General features: G+C 59.4%; 19 protein-coding genes and 1 pseudogene. 15 read left to right on the top strand and 5 right to left on the bottom strand.

Annotated elements, in window-relative coordinates:
• Positions 1 to 153: 153 nt before the first annotated feature.
• Positions 154 to 1,290 (bottom strand): ChuX/HutX family heme-like substrate-binding protein, encoded by a 1,137-nt coding sequence (locus EN874_RS28995; protein WP_126063818.1) that lies wholly within the window; start codon positions 1,288 to 1,290, stop codon positions 154 to 156.
• Positions 1,291 to 1,876: 586 nt separating this feature from the next.
• On the opposite strand from EN874_RS28995, the gene EN874_RS28990 reads away from it, so the two are divergent.
• From EN874_RS28990 to EN874_RS28925, 15 genes are all read left to right on the top strand, one after another.
• On the top strand, positions 1,877 to 2,197 hold the full coding sequence (locus EN874_RS28990) for an iron-sulfur cluster assembly accessory protein (RefSeq protein ID WP_029356570.1): 321 nt from the start codon (positions 1,877 to 1,879) through the stop codon (positions 2,195 to 2,197).
• 17 nt (positions 2,198 to 2,214) lie between these two features.
• A complete protein-coding gene (locus EN874_RS33870; protein ID WP_165349961.1) occupies positions 2,215 to 2,385 on the top strand; it encodes a hypothetical protein in 171 nt (56 codons plus the stop codon).
• A gap of 158 nt (positions 2,386 to 2,543) precedes the next feature.
• Positions 2,544 to 3,755, top strand: a complete 1,212-nt coding sequence (gene nifS, locus EN874_RS28985) for a cysteine desulfurase NifS (RefSeq protein WP_126063817.1) — start codon at positions 2,544 to 2,546, stop codon at positions 3,753 to 3,755.
• Positions 3,756 to 3,935: 180 nt separating this feature from the next.
• A complete protein-coding gene (gene nifW / locus EN874_RS28980; protein WP_024505239.1) occupies positions 3,936 to 4,313 on the top strand; it encodes a nitrogenase stabilizing/protective protein NifW in 378 nt (125 codons plus the stop codon).
• Positions 4,314 to 4,501: 188 nt separating this feature from the next.
• Positions 4,502 to 5,353 (top strand): electron transfer flavoprotein subunit beta/FixA family protein, encoded by an 852-nt coding sequence (locus EN874_RS28975; protein ID WP_126063816.1) that lies wholly within the window; start codon positions 4,502 to 4,504, stop codon positions 5,351 to 5,353.
• 16 nt (positions 5,354 to 5,369) lie between these two features.
• Entirely contained in the window at positions 5,370 to 6,479 is a 1,110-nt protein-coding gene (locus EN874_RS28970) for an electron transfer flavoprotein subunit alpha/FixB family protein (RefSeq protein WP_126063815.1), read from the top strand.
• 10 nt (positions 6,480 to 6,489) lie between these two features.
• Positions 6,490 to 7,794 (top strand): FAD-binding protein, encoded by a 1,305-nt coding sequence (locus tag EN874_RS28965; protein ID WP_126080604.1) that lies wholly within the window; start codon positions 6,490 to 6,492, stop codon positions 7,792 to 7,794.
• A gap of 12 nt (positions 7,795 to 7,806) precedes the next feature.
• Positions 7,807 to 8,106 (top strand): ferredoxin family protein, encoded by a 300-nt coding sequence (locus EN874_RS28960; RefSeq protein WP_024505235.1) that lies wholly within the window; start codon positions 7,807 to 7,809, stop codon positions 8,104 to 8,106.
• Positions 8,107 to 8,502: 396 nt separating this feature from the next.
• Positions 8,503 to 9,084: an alpha/beta fold hydrolase gene (locus EN874_RS28955; RefSeq protein WP_287152319.1), complete on the top strand. Its 582-nt coding sequence runs from the start codon at positions 8,503 to 8,505 to the stop codon at positions 9,082 to 9,084.
• A gap of 700 nt (positions 9,085 to 9,784) precedes the next feature.
• Complete coding sequence (locus EN874_RS34080) at positions 9,785 to 9,856, top strand: helix-turn-helix domain-containing protein (protein WP_245467364.1); 72 nt, start codon at positions 9,785 to 9,787, stop codon at positions 9,854 to 9,856.
• A gap of 273 nt (positions 9,857 to 10,129) precedes the next feature.
• Positions 10,130 to 11,611 (top strand): nitrogenase cofactor biosynthesis protein NifB, encoded by a 1,482-nt coding sequence (gene nifB, locus EN874_RS28945; RefSeq protein WP_024505233.1) that lies wholly within the window; start codon positions 10,130 to 10,132, stop codon positions 11,609 to 11,611.
• A gap of 29 nt (positions 11,612 to 11,640) precedes the next feature.
• Positions 11,641 to 11,835, top strand: a complete 195-nt coding sequence (locus EN874_RS28940) for a 4Fe-4S binding protein (protein WP_024505232.1) — start codon at positions 11,641 to 11,643, stop codon at positions 11,833 to 11,835.
• A gap of 85 nt (positions 11,836 to 11,920) precedes the next feature.
• On the top strand, positions 11,921 to 12,241 hold the full coding sequence (locus tag EN874_RS28935; RefSeq protein ID WP_024505231.1) for a nitrogen fixation protein NifZ: 321 nt from the start codon (positions 11,921 to 11,923) through the stop codon (positions 12,239 to 12,241).
• The gene (nifT, locus tag EN874_RS28930) at positions 12,238 to 12,450 is read left to right on the top strand and encodes a putative nitrogen fixation protein NifT (RefSeq protein WP_024505230.1); all 213 of its coding nucleotides are present in this window, start codon (positions 12,238 to 12,240) and stop codon (positions 12,448 to 12,450) included. Before EN874_RS28935 ends, nifT begins: the two co-directional genes overlap by 4 nt.
• A gap of 34 nt (positions 12,451 to 12,484) precedes the next feature.
• Positions 12,485 to 13,378 (top strand): SIR2 family protein, encoded by an 894-nt coding sequence (locus tag EN874_RS28925; protein ID WP_024505229.1) that lies wholly within the window; start codon positions 12,485 to 12,487, stop codon positions 13,376 to 13,378.
• A gap of 307 nt (positions 13,379 to 13,685) precedes the next feature.
• On the opposite strand, the gene EN874_RS28920 is transcribed toward EN874_RS28925, so the two are convergent.
• The 4 genes and pseudogenes from EN874_RS28920 to EN874_RS28905 form a co-directional block, all read right to left on the bottom strand.
• Entirely contained in the window at positions 13,686 to 14,252 is a 567-nt protein-coding gene (locus tag EN874_RS28920; protein WP_024505228.1) for a sugar O-acetyltransferase, read from the bottom strand.
• A gap of 582 nt (positions 14,253 to 14,834) precedes the next feature.
• A pseudogene (gene nifA / locus EN874_RS28915) lies at positions 14,835 to 15,878 on the bottom strand (nif-specific transcriptional activator NifA); the annotation flags it as partial.
• Positions 15,879 to 16,640: 762 nt separating this feature from the next.
• Positions 16,641 to 17,849, bottom strand: a complete 1,209-nt coding sequence (locus EN874_RS28910; RefSeq protein ID WP_126057636.1) for a beta-ketoacyl-[acyl-carrier-protein] synthase family protein — start codon at positions 17,847 to 17,849, stop codon at positions 16,641 to 16,643.
• The gene (locus EN874_RS28905) at positions 17,850 to 18,131 is read right to left on the bottom strand and encodes an acyl carrier protein (RefSeq protein ID WP_126057635.1); all 282 of its coding nucleotides are present in this window, start codon (positions 18,129 to 18,131) and stop codon (positions 17,850 to 17,852) included.
• Between the last annotated feature and the right edge of the window lie 272 nt (positions 18,132 to 18,403).

Here is an 18,403-nt window from a genome sequence, read left to right as displayed (position 1 = left end):
CCTGGTGGGGAGTGACGGTCGGCGGCGTTCACGCTATTGCCACCTCTGAGCTCGGCCCAAAGGCCGCGGCTTCGTCGTAACCATGCGGTCGATGGGGCAGCGCCAAATTGCTTCCTGCTCATCGCGTTGCGATAATACAGCGCGCTTATTGCGTCATCGTGTCCCCGGTCTCGGCTTCAATGCCCGGCTACTGGCTGCGGAGGCAGATGGGCGCCGGCGTCCCACCGACGACGATCGGTCTTTTCTCATGTAGCTGTCGGGGAAACGAGGCAGGTTTTCCGCCAGAACCCGCCAGTCGTCGCGCTCGCGTTCGCCTTCCTTGCGCGCACCGAACAACTGGATGATGATCTTGCCGTCGGACCCATATGCTTCGAGCGAGGTGACGTGACTGTCATTGGTCGGCTTGCGCACGGCCCAAACCTCACGGATTTGGTGGGTCCTGAGATGCAGCCGGAACGTTTCGTCCAGCACATGGATGCACGGCCCGATCTGCTTGACCGACTTGATTAAGCCGGAATGGGTCTGGATAGAACCTCGGTTGCCGACGAAGCACATGATCGGCAATTCGTCTTCGGCCGCACGCTGGAGCACGGCGCCAACTGCGGCATTGTCGAGCAGCCAAGCGTAATCCTGGCCGACCATGCGCAAAGCCTGGCAGCGGCTGAGCTTGAGCGTCTTTAGAAGGTTGACGTCAGTCAGCCGGCTCCAGTGCTCGCGTAGGTCGTCCACCGTGCCGGCCCAGTCCGCAGTCCTCGCGCCCAGGTCGGCTACTCTCGCCTTAAGCGACATGGTCGGCTCCTGGTTGGCGGATACGAGCTCGGCCACCAGCTTTCGATAGGCATGAAGGTTGGAGACCGGCCTGAGATGCACCTTATGCACTGCTGCGCCGGTGGCGTCGAAGAATTGCAAACTGCGCTGGATTCCGCCGCGATGGCGCCTTTCAACAGCGAAACCATACCTCCAAGCTTGCGGGAAGACGCGAAGGTCGAATTCGTCACCAAGGACCATGGCGTGATTGTTGCCGGTTATCACTCTGTTGAAGACGCCAATCTTTTCGTGCACGGCACCTTGATTGCGGGTCAGCGCCGTCACTTCGCCCACGAATTCGAGGCCCGTCAGAACGTGATTGACGCGCGGGTCGATGCGTGCCGCGCCGAAACCGCAATGGGCCGCGACCAGTTCCGCTTCCGAAATGGCCAATTGGGCTGCGAAATCACGCGCGGGAATGTTCGGACAGACTTCCCACGCACGCCGGATTTCGTTGGGCGACCGCTTCTTGCGCTGATCCATGTTTTTACCCCTGCCCCGTTCTTCTTTTGACGATCGATCGAAAAACGGGCCTCAGGGGTGTGCACGGCGGACGCGATCGATCGTCAGGCACATGCCAGTCGAATCCTGTCTCCGGGCGGTCAGCGGCCAATCGCCGGTAGAGAGCGATTGTTGGGTGGTCGGCGCCAATCGGCCGATCGAGCATTCGGGTACCACCGGCGGTGCTGCTTTCCCACTCAAGGCGGGTCTGATGGATCATATTGCTCTCCTTCGTTCTTCGATTGCGAGGGCAACCCAAAGGTGAATCGGCCGGCAATTTTGCCGCCGCAACGAAGGCTTCACAAAAATCGTGCCAGTTGCTCCGCGGCAAGCTCTGAACATCTTTGGCTCTGTTCATTGCTTTACGCGTGAGTGCATCGCGAACTCAGGCGCCCTTCCTGTGACGCGGACGCGACAAATCCGACAGTAAGTGTCGGTTGTCGGACGTCTCCCCAGCAATCGAGCATAAGAGACGTCGGGATGTCCTACGGTTTTTGACACGTCTTCCCTTTGGCACGGTCCATGCGAGATGATCCGCGAAAACGTCGGACCGAGGAGAAATCGAGCCATGATTACGCTCACCGACAACGCTGTTGCCGCCATCAAGGCCGCTCTTTACCGCGCCAGCGAGCCGGCGGAAGGATTTCGCATCATGGTCCATGCCGGCGGCTGCGCCGGCTTCCAATACTCAATGGGCCTGGAGAGCGTCTCACGTGAGGGCGATGCGATCATCGAGCGAGATGGGCTCAAGGTGTTCATGGATAGAGGCTCCCAACCCCATGCAGCCGGCATGACCGTGGACTTCGTCACTGGGCTCGAAACATCCGGCTTTGTTTTCGATAACCCCAATGCGCGTGAGACGTGCGGCTGCGGCAAGTCCTGCAAATGATTGCGAGGGAACAGGCTATGTTCGACTATAGCGACGCCAAGGAATACTGCGTCGAACCGGCACCGCCGGCGCTCTGGAACCGGCCGACACGCACTGTCGGCCCGGAACAATTGCGTTCGGTGATGCGCCAAATCGCGATCATCGATCGTTGCCGTGGGCAAGCAAACAAAATTGCCCGAAACAGCTGAATTCCCGGCAGATGCCGCCACCAAAGGGCAATGTCGACAGCGACCGGTCAGCCAAGCCATCGCTCGCCCGGCCGCCCACCTTACCAGATACGATATGCGCCAGAGGTTCAATGGCCCGCCTACCCTTGAATCATTTCAGCAGTTGAAGGATCACTCCCATGAACCCTGTCTATCTCGACAACAACGCAACGACGCGGGTTGATCCTGCAGTCGTTGGAGCGATGTTGCCTTTCTTTACGGAGCAATTTGGCAATCATTCGTCCATGCACGCCTATGGCGCATCGGTTGCTGAAGCCGTGAGAAAGGCGAGGCAACAGTTGCAAGCCCTCATCGGCGCGGGATTCGAGGACGAGATCATCTTCACCTCGGGCGGGACTGAAAGCGACAGTACAGCCATCCTTTCGGCGCTGGAGGTGATGCCCGACCGAACGGAAATAGTGACTTCCGCGGTTGAACATCCGGCCGTTCTGAAGTTGTGCGCGCACCTTGAAAAGACGCGCGGCGTCAAGGTGCACATTATCCCAGTCGATCACCACGGCCGGCTCGACCTGGACGCCTACAGAACCGCTCTCACTCCACAAGTGGCAATCGTCTCGATAATGTGGGCGAACAATGAGACCGGTACGATCTTTCCCGTGGTTAAGCTTGCCGATCTAGCCAGGGAAGTCGGCGCGCTTTTCCACACTGATGCAGTGCAGGCGGTCGGAAGGCTTCCGATTGAGCTGAAATCGACCGCGATCGACATGCTGTCGCTCTCCGCCCACAAGCTGCATGGTCCAAAGGGGATAGGCGCGCTTTATGTAAGACGTGGCGTGCGCTTCTCCTCCATGATCAAGGGTGGGCACCAAGAGCGCGACCGGCGTGCAGGCACTGAAAACACACCCGGCATAGTCGGACTGGGCATGGCGGCCGAACTCGCCTTGAAATTCATGGACGAGACAAAACGAATAAAATGGTTGCGCGACCGCCTTGAGAACGGGATCATCCAGCGCATCCCAAACACATCCATCAACGGCGATCCGCAAGAGCGATTGCCAAACACTGCAAACATTGGATTCGAAGGTATCGAAGGCGATGCAATTCCAATTGTCCTGAGCCGGCTGGGAATCGCCTGTTCCGCCGGGTCCGCCTGTGCCTCTGGCTCACTGGAACCGAGCCATGTTCTGATCGCTATGAACGCGGCATGTGGGGCAGTCCGCTTCTCCTTGTCGCGTGACAACGGCGAAGATGACGTAGACCGCGTGCTTGAGGTCCTGCCTGCGATCACCGAGAAGCTACGGGCCGTTCCCAGTGCTGGACTGTGCGGGCGAGGTGCAGAACAGCTTCATTCCGGCCCGGGTCCGAGCGGCACAATAGCCGACGAGCCGTGAGGTCTTCCTCAACGTGACGACCCTGCGCAATGGAGAGCAGTCAAACTCGGGGTCGCCTTCACCACTTCAGAAAAGCTTGAGATCGCCAAGTCTCTTGCCCAGCCGCCGTGCCAGAGGTCGGCACGCCGTCAGCAATGTCACCAATGCATCGACACCACAATTACGCGCCGGGAGAATACAATGAACTGCTCCGCTGATAGCCGCCCGATCGATCGCACCGATATCCTAGCGCGACTGAAGGGCCTGTCGGCCGCGGAGGACTTCTTCGCCTGCCTTGGCGTCTCCTACGACCCGAAAGTGATGAATGTCTCGCGGCTCCATATCATGAAGCGCGTGGGCCAATACCTTGCCGAAGAAGATTTCTCCGGTCTGCCTAACCAGGTAATCGCCGCGCGGGTGCGCGCCAAGCTGGAACGCGCCTACGAAGATTTCGCGACTTCCTCGCCGCTCACGCAACGTGTGTTCAAGGTGCTAAGGGACCACGATCCAAACATATGTCCCGCACCTGGCCGCGCCTTCGTCCCGCTCGACTCTGCACTGAAGCGGTTCGGAAAGTAATGAGCCCGACACGGCTGCGACGCGACAATGTCGAGAAGTCGACAAATCCAGTCCTCATGACGCCTCCTCGGAAGCAAACGAAGCCACCTTCTGGAATAGAGGCAGGAAGACGACTTGGCATGAACGATGCAGGCAATGAGGCGAACCGCCAAGCACGAATCCGGACTGGGAGCTTAGAGAAACCGCCAATGCATATCGTAATCTGCATCAAGCAGGTGCCGGATTCGGCACAGATCCGCGTGCACCCGGTGACGAACACGATCATGCGTCAGGGTGTTCCGACCATCATCAATCCTTACGACCTGTTCGCCCTCGAAGAAGCGCTCAAACTGCGCGACGTTCATGGTGGCGAGGTTACTGTGCTCACAATGGGTCCGCCCATGGCGGAGGACTCGCTGCGAAAGGCGCTCGGTTACGGTGCTGACCGAGCAGTTCTCTTGACGGACCGCTATTTTGCCGGATCCGATACGCTGGCGACTTCCTTTGCTCTTTCGCAAGCAATCGCAAAAATTGGGGAGACTTTCGGCAGGCCGGACATCGTCTTCACCGGCAAGCAGACGATTGACGGCGATACCGCCCAGGTCGGACCGGGCATAGCCAAGCGCCTAGATTTATCGCAACTTACCTATGTCGCGAAGATTGCCTCCATCGATCTCGATACGCGAGAGATCGAAGTCGCGCGTCGCGCCGAAGGCGGCACCCAGTTGCTGAAGAGCAGACTCCCTTGCCTCATTACCATGCTGGAAGACACCAACGAAATCCGCCGGGGCTCGCTCCAGCAGGCTCTGTGCGCGGCGCGCAGGCAAGTCGTGAAGTGGACTGCAGCCGACGCCGGCATTGACGATCTCACCCGGTGCGGTCTGCGTGGCTCGCCTACAGTCGTCAAGCGTGTTTTCGCCCCCACCGCACGGGCAGAAAGGGCGGCGCAGATCGACACCGCGGAAAGGGGCTTGCAGGACATAGCCGATGAACTCATCGCCGATATCTTAACCCGCCGGCCGGCGCTGGAACATGAGCTGGCCTTCAACAGCGGCACGTGACGGCCAGGAGCAGAAAATGTCGACCGCAAGCCAAACCACCCCTCGCATTGCCCCCGGCCGTGCCGGTGTAAAGAAAGAACTTCCCGACCATTTCAAAGACTACCGGCACGTGTGGGTCTTCCTCGAGCTCGAACGCGGCAATGTGCATCCTGTATCATTCGAACTGCTGGGCGAAGGCCGCAAATTGGCCGACAAGCTTGAAGTCCAGCTCGCGGGCGTCGTGCTGGGACCGCCGGGCGAGATGGTCGAGGACGCTGTTGCCGAGGCCTTCGCTTACGGGGCGGATCTTGTCTACATCGTCGATGCGCCGCCGCTCGCCGACTACCGGAACGAGCCGTTCGCCAAGGCGCTCACGGATCTGGTCAATACCCATAAACCCGAAATCCTCCTTCTCGGCGCGACCACACTGGGCAGGGATCTTGCAGGCTCGGTAGCGACGACCCTGCAGACGGGGCTCACGGCCGACTGCACCGAACTTGATGTAGATTCCGACGGTTCACTCGCCGCGACCCGTCCGACTTTTGGTGGCTCATTGTTGTGTACGATCTATACACTAAATTACCGGCCGCAAATGGCGACGGTGCGACCAAGGGTCATGCCTATGCCGCAACGGGTGGATAAGCCGGTCGGGCGTGTCATGCGGCACAAGCTGTCGCTCGTTGAGGACGATATCGTCACCAAAGTCCTCGGCTTCCTACCGGATAACCAGTCGGCAATGGCAAATCTTGCCTATGCGGATGTCGTGGTTGCGGGAGGCCTCGGTCTCGGAGCGGCGGAGAACCTTCAGCTTGTGAAGAATCTTGCCCGAGCGATCGGCGCCGAGCATGGCTGTTCGCGCCCCTTGGTCCAGAAGGGCTGGATGCCGGCTGATCGACAGATTGGACAAACTGGCAAGACCATTCGACCGAAGCTTTACATCGCGGCCGGAATTTCCGGCGCCATCCAGCACCGAGTTGGGGTCGAGGGGGCCGATCTCATCGTCGCGATCAACACCGATCCGAACGCGCCGATTTTCGAGTTCGCCCACCTCGGGATCGTCACGGATGCAATCCGCTTCCTGCCCGCACTGACGGAAGCCTTCACCCGGCGGCTGTCGCCGCACAGTCGAGACAAGCTTGCGAGTTGAGGGAGAGGACATGATTGAACAATTCGATGCCATAGTGGTCGGAGCCGGCATGTCTGGAAACGCAGCTGCTTACACTTTGGCAAGCCAGGGGCTGAAGGTACTGCAGTTGGAGCGCGGGGAATATCCGGGCTCTAAGAACGTCCAGGGTGCCATAATGTACGCGAACATGCTGGAGAAGATCATCCCGGACTTCCGGGATGATGCGCCCCTCGAGCGGCACCTGGTCGAACAGCGACTTTGGGTGTTGGACGACACGTCTCACACCGGAATTCATTACCGGTCGGACGACTTCAATGAGGCGAAACCCAACCGCTACACGATCATTCGCGCCCAGTTCGACAAATGGTTTTCCCGCAAGGTGCGCGAGGCTGGCGCGACGGTCCTGTGTGAGACGACCGCGACGGAACTCGTCCGTGATGGCAATGGCAAGGTGATCGGCGTCCGCACAGACCGGGCTGGCGGAGTGGTCTTCGCGAATGTGGTCGTTCTCGCAGAAGGGGTGTCGGGATTGCTTGGCACTCGCGCAGGCCTGCGCGAGATGCCGAAGCCGGAGACCGTGGCGCTTGCCGTCAAGGAAATGCATTTCTTGCCCGAAGAGGTCATTGGCCAGCGGTTCGGGGTCAAGGGCGATGAAGGCTGCGTAATCGAGGCCGTGGGCACGATCTCTCGCAGCATGGCCGGGCTCGGCTTCCTTTACACCAACAAGGAGTCGATATCACTCGGCATCGGCTGCCTGGTCTCGGATTTCGCCGCGACGATGGAGAGCCCGTCCGCCCTCCTGGATGCGATGAAAAACCATCCTTCGATCCGGCCGCTGATCGCTGGCTCGGAGGTGAAAGAATATGCCGCCCATCTTATCCCCGAAGGTGGTTACAAGGCCATTCCGCAGCTCTTCGGCGACGGTTGGGTCATCGTCGGCGACGCAGCGCAACTGAACAATGCCATTCACCGTGAGGGTTCGAACCTTGCCATGACCTCGGGTCGTGTCGCGGCTGAGGCGATCATCAAAGTCAAAAGCCGCAACGGTCCTATGACCAAAGCGAACCTTGCGCTCTACAAGACGATGCTGGATGACTCCTTTGTGATCAAGGATCTTAAGAAATACAAGGACATGCCAGCCTTGCTCCACACCAATTCCAGCAACTTTTTTGACAGCTATCCGCGGCTGATGTCGCATGCCGCTCAGAACTTCATGCGTGTCGACGGCACGCCGAAGATCGAGAAGGAAAAGAACACCACGGCCGCCTTCATCAACGCGCGCTCGCGCTGGGGGTTGGTCAGCGACGCGGTCCGCCTGGCATTGGCATGGCGCTGAAGAGGGTACAAGATGACGATCGCAGTGACGAAGGTTCGTGTCGAGGACAAACTTTACCAGAACCGCTATCTGGTCGATTCCGGCCGCCCCCATATTATAGTGCGACCGCACGACAAGCCAAGCGCGAACTTGCTTGCGTTGACCTACGTCTGTCCGGCGAAATGCTATGAGTTGAATGACAAGGGTCAAGTCGAGATCACCGCCGACGGCTGCATGGAATGCGGCACCTGCCGGATATTGTGCGAGAAAGGCGGCGACATCGAGTGGAACTATCCGCGCGGCGGCTTTGGTGTCCTGTTCAAGTTCGGATGATCAGCCGGGACCGTGCCAAGAGCATGCCGGCAGCGAGCAACTGCGGCACACCATGAGCCTCTCCATCCACTTGCAAAGAGCTAGTGAATATTGGCCTTTCGCAATTCAAATTTCCTTGACTCGTTAGCGGTGTCCTCAGGCCACGGCGCTGCCCTGTGCGCCGGACTTACCACCGGTCACGTGGTCGAGCCCCTTTGGGACAACGCCCGGCCATCGTGCCGGATGGCAGCCACAACGGCCGGTGAGCAAGTGGAACGGCACAACCCATGGCAAAGACGTATGTGCTAGTGCATGGTGCCTGGCATGGCGGATGGTGTTGGCGGGACGTGGCTGCCAATCTTCGCAAGATGGGATGCCACGTGACCACGCCGACCAGGTGTCGGCGAACGCGCACGTTTGCTGTGCAAGGACATCACGCCCGACACATTCGTGACCGACATCGTCAACCACATTGTGACGGAAGAGCTGAGCGATGTGATCCTTGTCGGTCACAGTCTAGGCGGCATCAGCATCACCGGCGCCGCCGACCGGATACCCGACCATATCAGCCATCTCGTTTATCTCGACAGCGCCATCGTCGAGAGCGGTCAAAGTGTATTCAGCACCATGCCCCCCGACATCGTCGCGGCCCGTCGAAAATTGGTTGCGGAGGAAGGACGGGGTATCTTCATGCCGACTCCGCCGCCAACAGCATTCGGCATTCCCGAGGGACACTCGCTCACGGACTGGGTGCGGCGCCGGATAACACCGCATCCGGCAGGCACCTACGAAAGCGGACTTAAGCTCGAGCACCCGCTCGGCAACGGCAGACCCCGAACCTATGTCGTCTGCACTAATCCACTCCACCCGCCGATGGCGGGAGCGCGAGAATGGGTCGCGAAGCAGGATGGCTGGGCGTGGCAGGAACTCGCCACTGGCCACGACGCAATGATCCTCGCGCCGACGGAAGTTGCTCTCCTTCTTAGCGCAGTCGGCTGAGGAACCAAGTAGGGTGAGCGGCGGCCGATTCTCAGGCCGTGGCCTTGAGCTCTGGTGCACGGATAGGCCCAACGGGTCGTTCCGGTGGCGCCACCGAAACCACTAGGCGGGAGTGGCCTGTCCTGCCGACGTCGCAAGCTTGCGAGCGTTCCGCCGCGGCCGCAGCCCGTAGCGCCGGGCAACCTCCGAGATCACCGCGTCGGCTCCAGGGTCTCGGAATGACTCCGTGCCTTGTCGTCCATCGACCAATGCCGCCGACCAACAGCGCCGTTGATCACCCTCGAAAACGCCGAGGCTGCCGCTCAGGGTCAATCGTAAGTTCAAGTTCAGACACAAGCCGATCTCCGATCCACCTCAGAATCGGCAGGCCCACAGATCGCGGGTCCTCCTGGAAGGACACAGCGCTTACCCTTGAAATATGGAGAACCATGGCTTTGCGCCGTCGGCAGTTGAGCTGATCTCGCAATGCTATTTCCCCGGCAACGTCCGAGCCGGAGAACTGCGTGCTTGGCGTTCTCCTCTGGAAGGAACCAATCTTTCGGAACGTGGCAATGTCATCGACGAGCTCTCACGGGCCAGCACGATGCCGGTTCGGCGCATCGGCGCCCCCTGAACACGAGATAGCCACTTGCGATTCTAACGATACGGCCGGACGGGGGCTGAGACCGCGGCGGACGGAGCGTGACGGCTGATCGACACAATGGAGAAGGCCGGCTGGGTTCAGGCTAATGCGGCTCGAATTCTCGGCCTCAAGCTGCGACAAGTCGGCTAGGCGATACGCCGGCATAGTATCGAGGTGAAGGAAATTCTAAGAGCCTGATGAGCCAATCGTCAGGCCAGTGGTCTTGCGCGCCCTGTGCGCGACAAGGAGTGCTTCGTGCTTCTGAACGGATTTGGACTTGCACTGTCGCAAGCAGGACAAAATTGTGTCGCGCCGGCCTGACACAATGCGATATCGACCCGAATAGTGAACTGAAGCCGCTTTTTTCAGTTGGTATGGCTCTTGCACCTTGAACCGCGACGTTACCAGCAACGGAGCCGTTTGATGTCCTCACCGACAGTTTCGATTGAGGGGCCGACTAGCACGACATCCGAGGGTTTTCTGGCAGCCGCGAAATCCGGTGGCTGCGCATCGTCCTCCTACGGCTCGTCGCCGACCAGCCCGGGCGAAGGGGATCCGGCTATTTGGGAAAGGATCAAGGATCACCCCTGCTTTTCGGAGGAAGCGCATCATTATTTCGCGCGTATGCATGTGGCGGTCGCGCCGGCTTGCAATGTCCAGTGCAACTATTGCAATCGCAAATACGATTGCGCCAACGAGAGCCGGCCTGGTGTTGTGTCTGAGAAGTTGACGCCCGACCAAGCGCTACGCAAGGTCATCGCCGTTGCCAACAAAGTTCCGCAGCTTTCGGTTCTTGGCATCGCTGGGCCGGGGGATGCCTGTTACGATTGGGAGAAAACGAAGGCAACGCTCGACCGCGTCATCAGGGAAATCCCCGACATAAAGCTGTGCGTCTCCACTAATGGGCTCGTGCTGCCGGACCATGTCGCCGAGCTTGCCGAAATGAATGTTGATCACGTGACGGTCACCATCAACATGGTCGACCCGGAAGTCGGCGCGAAGATCTATCCATGGATCTTTTATGAAAATCGCCGCTACTTCGGCATCGAAGCCGCTCGAATCTTGCACGCGCGGCAGATGCTGGGCCTGGAGATGCTGAGCGCGCGCGGCATCCTCACCAAAATCAACTCGGTGATGATTCCTGGAGTGAACGACCAGCACCTGTTTGAGGTGAACAAAATGGTCAGGGAGCGGGGCGCGTTTCTGCACAACGTGATGCCTCTGATTTCGGACCCGGCGCACGGTACCCACTACGGACTCATCGGGCAGCGCGGCCCAACGGCAATGGAGATGATGGCTCTTCAGGATCGACTTGAAGGTGGCGCCAAGTTGATGCGCCACTGCCGGCAGTGCCGGGCAGATGCTGTCGGCCTGCTCGGTGAAGATCGTGGCCAGGAATTCACGCTGGACGGGATTCCCGACGATGTCGCCTACGATGCTGGCAAGCGTCAGGCCTATCGGCAGGTGGTCGCACACGAGCGCCGTGATCATGAGGCGGCGAGGAGCGAGGCCATCGGTATGGTCAAGGCAACAGACTCCGAAAAGTCGCTTCTGGTTGCGGTGGCCACTAAGGGAGGTGGACGGGTCAACGAACACTTCGGCCACGCGAAGGAATTCCAGGTTTATGAAGTCTCGCCTAGAGGGATCAGCTTGGTCGGGCATCGGAAGGTCGAGCGGTATTGCCTCGGAGGCGGGGGCGAAGACGCCATCCTCGAGGGCGTCATCGCAGCGCTCGAAGGCATACACATAGTGCTATGCGCCAAGATCGGAAATCGCCCGAAGGAACAACTCTCGCGAGCTGGACTGCGCGTAACCGACGCCTATGGCCATGACTACATCGAGACCGCAGTCAGCGCACTTTACGCGGCAGAGTTTGGGATCAGACCACTAGCGGCGACGGCCTGAGCCGTCTCGTCCGATAACCAGGAGTTAGAATGGCTTTAAAGATCATCGCATCCCAATGTACCCAATGCGGGGCCTGCGAGTTCGAATGTCCTTCGGAAGCGATCAAGTTCAAGGGCGACGCCTATGTGATCGATCCAAACAAGTGCACCGAATGCAAGGAGGCCTTCGATACGCAGCAATGCGTGTCGGTCTGTCCGGTACCGAAAACCTGCGTTCCCGCTTGATTCCTACCGAAACGGTCGGGTTCGCCGCACGACGACGCCTGCAACCCGCGACCACAACAAAAGCCTCGAGAAAGGAATGGACAGCATGTGGTCCAGACGCGAACAGGAGGTCGAAATCGGCAGACCGCCACGGTTCATGCAGGGTGAGCGGGTCCGTGCGATACGCCACATAAAAAACGACGGCACCTATCCCGGCAAGGAGATCGGCGAAAACCTCGTGCGGAAGGGCGACGAAGGCTACGTGCGCGACATTGGAACCTTTCTCCAGCAATTCTTCATCTATGCGGTCGAATGGATCGATCGTGGCACGGTCGTCGGCATGCGAGCGCGCGAACTCATTAGCCTCGACAAAGTCGAGGTTCCCTGCGGAGCTGAAGGCATTTCCAACGGGGGAACAGCCGGATGAAAGTAATGATTCGCAGGACCGCTACTGGCTTGTCGGCTTATGTCCCCAAGAAGGATCTCGAAGAGCCGATCACCGAGATTGAGAACGCTGACTTATGGGGCGGGACCGTGACGCTCAGGAACGGTTGGCGGCTCATGCTGCCCGACCTTCCGCGCGACACGCGTTTGCCGATCACCGTCGAGGCGATGAAGATTTCCGACGGGGCCTGATGCCGGTGGGTTCAGTGGCGGAGAGGAAACGCGTATGAACACGATGCTGAGCTGGGACCATCTCGTCGTCGTCCGGGGCAGTTTTGCCAAAAAACTGATTGACCTGCTGAACGGCGCTCTCAAGGCCGATCGAGTGATCCCCTATCTCGGTCCTGGTCTTCTGCAGCTTAACCCACCGGAATCACCTGTACCTTGCACCCCTGAAGATGTCGCCGCGGCCCTCAACAAGCGGGCGCCTGCCCCTTCCAGGATTCGCACCAATATGTGGTCGGTCGCGCAGTTTATCGAGCAGCGCCGACATCGTCGGACTCTCCAAGCGTGGATGGCGGAGATATTCGCAGCCCCCGCCGAGCCGACCGTTCTTCACGCCTGGCTCGCAACCCTTCAACTGTCTGTCATCATCGACAGCTGGTACGATGGCGCCATGCGAGCAGCCCTTGCAGAGGCCGGCCAAACAGACGTTGTCGAGATACAAGGAACGACGCGCGCGACCGGAATCGGTAACATCTGGACGAGAACTTACGATTTGTCAGGAACAGAACTCGAGGCCGAACAAGTGGCTAGGACGGTGCTCTATGCGCCGCACGGCAGCGTCAGGCCGGCGGCAAACTTCCTCGTGGCTGATTCCGATTACGTCGAAGTCCTAACCGAAATTGATATCCAGACGCCGATCCCGGACGCGGTGAAGCAACGGCGCGTCAACCGGGGTTTTTTCTTCGTGGGCTGCCGCTTCAACGATCAGATGCTGCGCACATATGCCAGACAGCTGATGAAGCGCTCCACTGGCCCACATTTTGCGGTGATCGATTCGGCTACGCTGACCAGAAACGAACGTCGTTTCCTTGCCGAAGGCGCAATCACGGTCATCGACATGCCGATCCGCAACGCCGCGGCTCGCCTCGTCGGGGTCGATGCTAGCCAGGATTAATGGCCGGCGATTGCTGGTGAGTCGCTGCTTGCCTCCAAGGGCGAAAACTCAGTTGGGAATACATTCGTGAGTAGTAATGCTAGTGGCAGCACAACGTAGGCTCTGAATTCGTTGGGCGATGTGAAAGGGTCCGCTGCTGCGGGACGTGAGCACGTTGCGGCGGCATTACGCACATGATCTTGTGACCCCCGTGGCAAAAGAACTGAAGCGCCCGAGTCGCGACAACATATGCAGCGCTCAATGGCTTCGACAAAAATTCGGCACAGTTTCGACAGTTCGCATGCACCTCCAGGGTCAACGAGGTTGATTATGCCTGTTTATGTGGGTCGGCCACGCGAGCAGGAATTCCCACTACCTTTGCCCCGGCGGGAACATCTCGTGTGACCACGCAGCCAGCGCCTACCACTGCATTATCACCAATCGTGACGCCAGGCAGAATGATTGCTCCACCGCCGATCCAGACACGGCTGCCAATGTGAACAGGACGCCCGACCTGCAGGCCGGCCTGCCGCTGCTCGGCATCATGTGGATGATCGGCGGTATAAATCTGCACAGCAGGCCCAATTGCCGTTCCTTGCCCGATTTTGACCTCTACCACGTCAAGAATAACGCAGTTGAAGTTGATGTAGGCATTGGCTCCAATGCGGATATTGAATCCGTAGTCGCAAAAAAAGGGCGGACGGATGACCGTTCCGCGCCCAACCTCTCCCAGCCGCTCGGACAAAAGCTCATGCCAATGCCCCGTGGTCTGCCCCAGCGTATCATTGTACCGCTTGAGCCAAGCCCCGGTGGCCAACAGGTCAGCTTGGATCTCCGGATCCGCCGCATTGTAAAACTCGCCTGCGAGCATCTTTTCTTTTTGGCTACGCATCATAGTCTCCCGTCAGGTCGTGTCCCGTACAGTGATGCAGGAACGCACATCAAACTGCCTCGGCAACTTTGTAACTCGGTCTTGCCGGGCGCGCGGTCGGTCACGAGCCGGGGCGACAGTTTCGTCTCGACCAACTTCCGCGAATTTGGATATCGCAGATCAACCGGTCGCAGGGGCCAATACCTGACGAGGTCGGCAACTGTCCAGCGGTCGAACTCACTTTCATGCCCATCTCAGATTGCGTGATATCGAGCGGTAAGCCATCAGCTAATGTATCGACCAGGTCCCGCCAGCGGAGATCTGCGCGTCGCCTCTACGCATGCTGGCGTGTCACCAATAATACATCGATTATTTCTGGATCCAGGCACGTCGAATTGATTTGCCTTGCGGTGTAGAGCGAAGTTACTAGCCATAGGATTACTCCTTTTTAGTTTGTCAGTCGCAGAGCCCCAGTATGACTACGTGGTAGAAAGCACACGGCCGGAATCTTGGCAGCGCTGTTCACACCCACTTCGTAAGCCTGGCCGATGGGCTCGCCAGAGCACCAATGCTTGACCTGCTCCAGCTCTTGCTCGGCGGGTTGTTTCAGAGACGCTTGATCTCGATACCGCGTTTTCTCAGCACGTAGCCGATCTGGCGCGGGGTCAAACCGAGCAGGCGCGCCGCCTTTGCCTGCACCCAGCCACACTTTTCCATGGCAGCAATGACCGTATCGGCATCGGGCACCCTACCACGACTCGTGGCAGGGCCTATCGGCGCTTGCCCGTCGCCGACGGGCGGGGCGGCACAGGCGGCGGAAGGCTGGATCGTAGTCGACTTCTCTGACGTCGGCGGTCCGTTCTTCCACAGCGCCGCGGCCAAGCACTGATCCGCGTAACAGGCAAAGTCAGTTCTGAGGATTGATGGACCCGTCGCCAGAACTGCCGTCCGTTGAACGCAGTTTTCGAGCTCTCGGATGTTGCCTGGAAATTCGCAGTTCATTAGCACCTCAATCGCTTCGGGAGCGAAGGTCAGCGTGTGATCATTCTCAGTATTGAAATTCTTGAGAAACTGAGCGGCCAAGAGCGGAATATCACCTCGCCTTTCGCGCAATGCCGGCACGCGTAAAGTGACGACGTTGATGCGATAATAGAGGTCTTGCCGGAACTCCTTGCGTTGAACTGCCGTTTCCAAGTCCCTGTTCGTTGCGGCAATCACGCGAACATCAACTTTAATGGTGTGGTTGCTGCCGACGCGCTCAAACTCCTGCTCCTGCAGGACACGCAGCAGCTTAGCCTGGAACGAACCTGATATTTCGCCAATCTCGTCCAGAAACAATGTGCCTTTGTCGGCAGCCTCAAAGCGCCCCTTGCGCAAACTGCTCGCGTCGGTGAAGGCACCCTTCTCATGACCGAACAAGTCAGATTCCAGAAGCGTCTCGGTGAGCGCCGCGCAATTGACCTTGATGAAGGGCTGCTTGGCGCGAGGCGAGAGCTCGTGAATGGCTTTGGCAACCAGCTCCTTACCGGTTCCGGATTCACCTCGCAACAGGACCGTAGTCTTCGCCTTGGCCACCTTGACAAGGTGCTCACGCAGCTTGCGCAGCGCCTGACTATCGCCAAGCATCTCCTTGCTGATCTTTTTACGTTCCATTTGGCAGCCCATCCCACTCCGCCACCCGCCGGTAGAACTGCACTGGACGGTGAGCTGTGTTGTATTTCGTCATCATCATTCTCGATCTCACCTTTGTTGCTTCGAAATTTTCGGCGCGCGGACGCCCTCGGCAAATGGCAATGGCGCCTGAGCATCGTTGCCTTTCACCAGGACGAGCGTCTTCCTCCGCGCGGGCGCTCGCAATATGCGGTTTGCGCAGGCCTTTACTCGACCGGTCGCTGTTCTGTCCGGCTTCTGCCGCACCGCAGCCTGCAAACTCATCCTTGACAAGAAAGGAGGGGAGTCAACCGAGCTCTCCTTGCATTTATGCAAGGAAAATTGTCAGTTTGATAGAATTCTATCAAAACGGCAGAAACGCCCCGCCCCAGTTTGGCTGTACCTGCGGCGTTCAGCGTACGTGACGACATGTGCGGACTTGTCCCAATTGCCATCCGAGTTGTGCGGAACAGTAGCTGCTGCGCTGTTCGCTTCAACCGCGTGAGGCCGGAGACAGTAGAGACGGCGGCTCGTCGAGCGAGGTTTCATTGTTCGGCTACTAAACCGGCTGTCCTTTGGTGGGAGTTGGTTTCGCCCAAGTTCTGGGCCTGGGGGCGTCTAGCCCGTTTCGCCGCACAGGCTCCTTCCACATCGTCGAGGCCGAGAAGGAGGGACCCCACAGCTCTCCCTGTATCACAATGCCCCGCCCCTCAAGCAGCTAGATACGACAGGTGACCTCAAATGAGGCGTCTTGCATGGCTTCTACACCTGCCTGAATGCCAGAACTGCGTTCGTACCGCCCATGGCGAAGGCGTTGCTCATGGCGACGCGCACCTTGCGCTCGCGCGGCACATTGGGTGTGATGTCGAGGTCGCAAGCGGGATCTGGCTCGCGATAGTTGGCGGTCGGCGGCACGACGTCCTCTTGGATTGCCATCACGCAGGCGATCATTTCAAGCGCGCTCGCTGCGCCGAGGCAATGCGCGTGCGTGGACTTGGTGGAAGAGATGGACATCGAATAAGCGTGGTTTCCAAACACACGCTTGATCGCCGCCGTTTCAGTCTGATCATTGCTTTTGGTACCGGTGCCGTGCGCGTTGAGGTAGTCGACGTCCTCGGCATTCAGCCCGGCATCGGCAAGGCAGGCGCGCATCGCCGACGCTGGCCCCTCGACAGATGGCGCGGCAATGTGGAAGGCATCGGCGGAAAGGCCGACGCCGGCGATCTCGGCAAGAATTGTGGCACCACGCCTCGTGGCATGCTCGTAGCTTTCCAGCACGGCCATGCCCGCACCCTCGCCCAGCACCAGGCCCTTCCTATCGGCGGAGAAGGGCCGGCAGGTATCGGGTGAAAGCACGCGCATTGCTTCCCATGCTTTCAGCACGCCCCATGCGAAGGGTGCGTCGCTGCCTCCGGAAACCATTACGTCGGCCCGGCCCAGCTTGATCTGGTCCACCGCCGAGGCGATCGCATGGTTGGCCGAGGCACATGCGGAGGTCACCCCGAAGACCGGCCCGCGCAAGCCGAGGCTCAAGCTCACCTGGCCGGCGGCGGCGCTTGGCATCGTTTTGGGTACAGCGAGGATGCCAACTCGCCTCGCGCCGTCCAAAAGGAGGGCCCGGTAAGTTTCCTCCATCACATCCCAGCCCAAGCCGCCGACGCCCACTGTCGCGCCGAAGCGATGGGCATTCCCCTCGTCGCAGGAAAGTCCGGCCTGCCGCATGGCTTCGCGCGCTGCAAGCACGGCGAGCAAGCTGAAGCGGGCCATGGAGACGAACTGCTTGCGATTGATGTCGTGCTGGGGCAGCGCCTTGATCTCAGCGCCGGTCATGCCCTCCAGGTCATGAAGCTCGGAATTGGCGATCGGGCCGATGGCGGAGCGGCCTTCGCGCATCTCTTTCCACATAGAGGCGGCGTCGGTGCCCAGTCCGCACAGGCCGCCCACTCCGGTGATAACGACGCGCCTGTCCATTCAAGCCTCCTTCGCAAGCAAGCCGCGGACGGCTTCCACGACGTCGCCGACATTCTTGAGATTGGACCAGGCATCGGCCGTGTTCATGTCGATCTTGATGCCGTAGGCCTGCTCCACATCCCAGAGGACGTCCGCCAAACCCAGCGAATCAAACCCGAGCGCGTCCAGTTCCGTGGCGATTGTTATCTCGCCGACGAATGACGTAGGCATTCCCTCACCGCTCTCCGACTCGGCGCGTTTCTTGATCAGGGCAATGACGTCCGTTGCGAATTGATCGGCCATTCTGTTTCCTGTCTTTCTTTCCCGCGTTTCGACCTGGACGCGGCTCAGTTCCTGAGGCGCGCCGCGTCGCGAAAGCCATCACGCTTGGGCAACTGACAAAGCCCAATGCTCATAAAGCCGGATCAGGTCCGGCCGGTGTGTGGCGTAGGTGCAGTATGACGATGTGAGCCGCTACACCGTGCGCGTCTCCCAGTCTGTCCATAGGCTCGGAAGAAGTCGGACCCGGTCAGTTGCAACTCCCTTTCCCAGCACTCCACTGCCCGGTAGAGCGC

It is taken from the genome of Mesorhizobium sp. M1D.F.Ca.ET.231.01.1.1, from assembly GCF_003999155.2.
Classification (GTDB): domain Bacteria; phylum Pseudomonadota; class Alphaproteobacteria; order Rhizobiales; family Rhizobiaceae; genus Mesorhizobium.
Note: the sequence above shows the minus strand (reverse complement) of the source record. Positions and strands in the feature narration are given on the sequence as shown.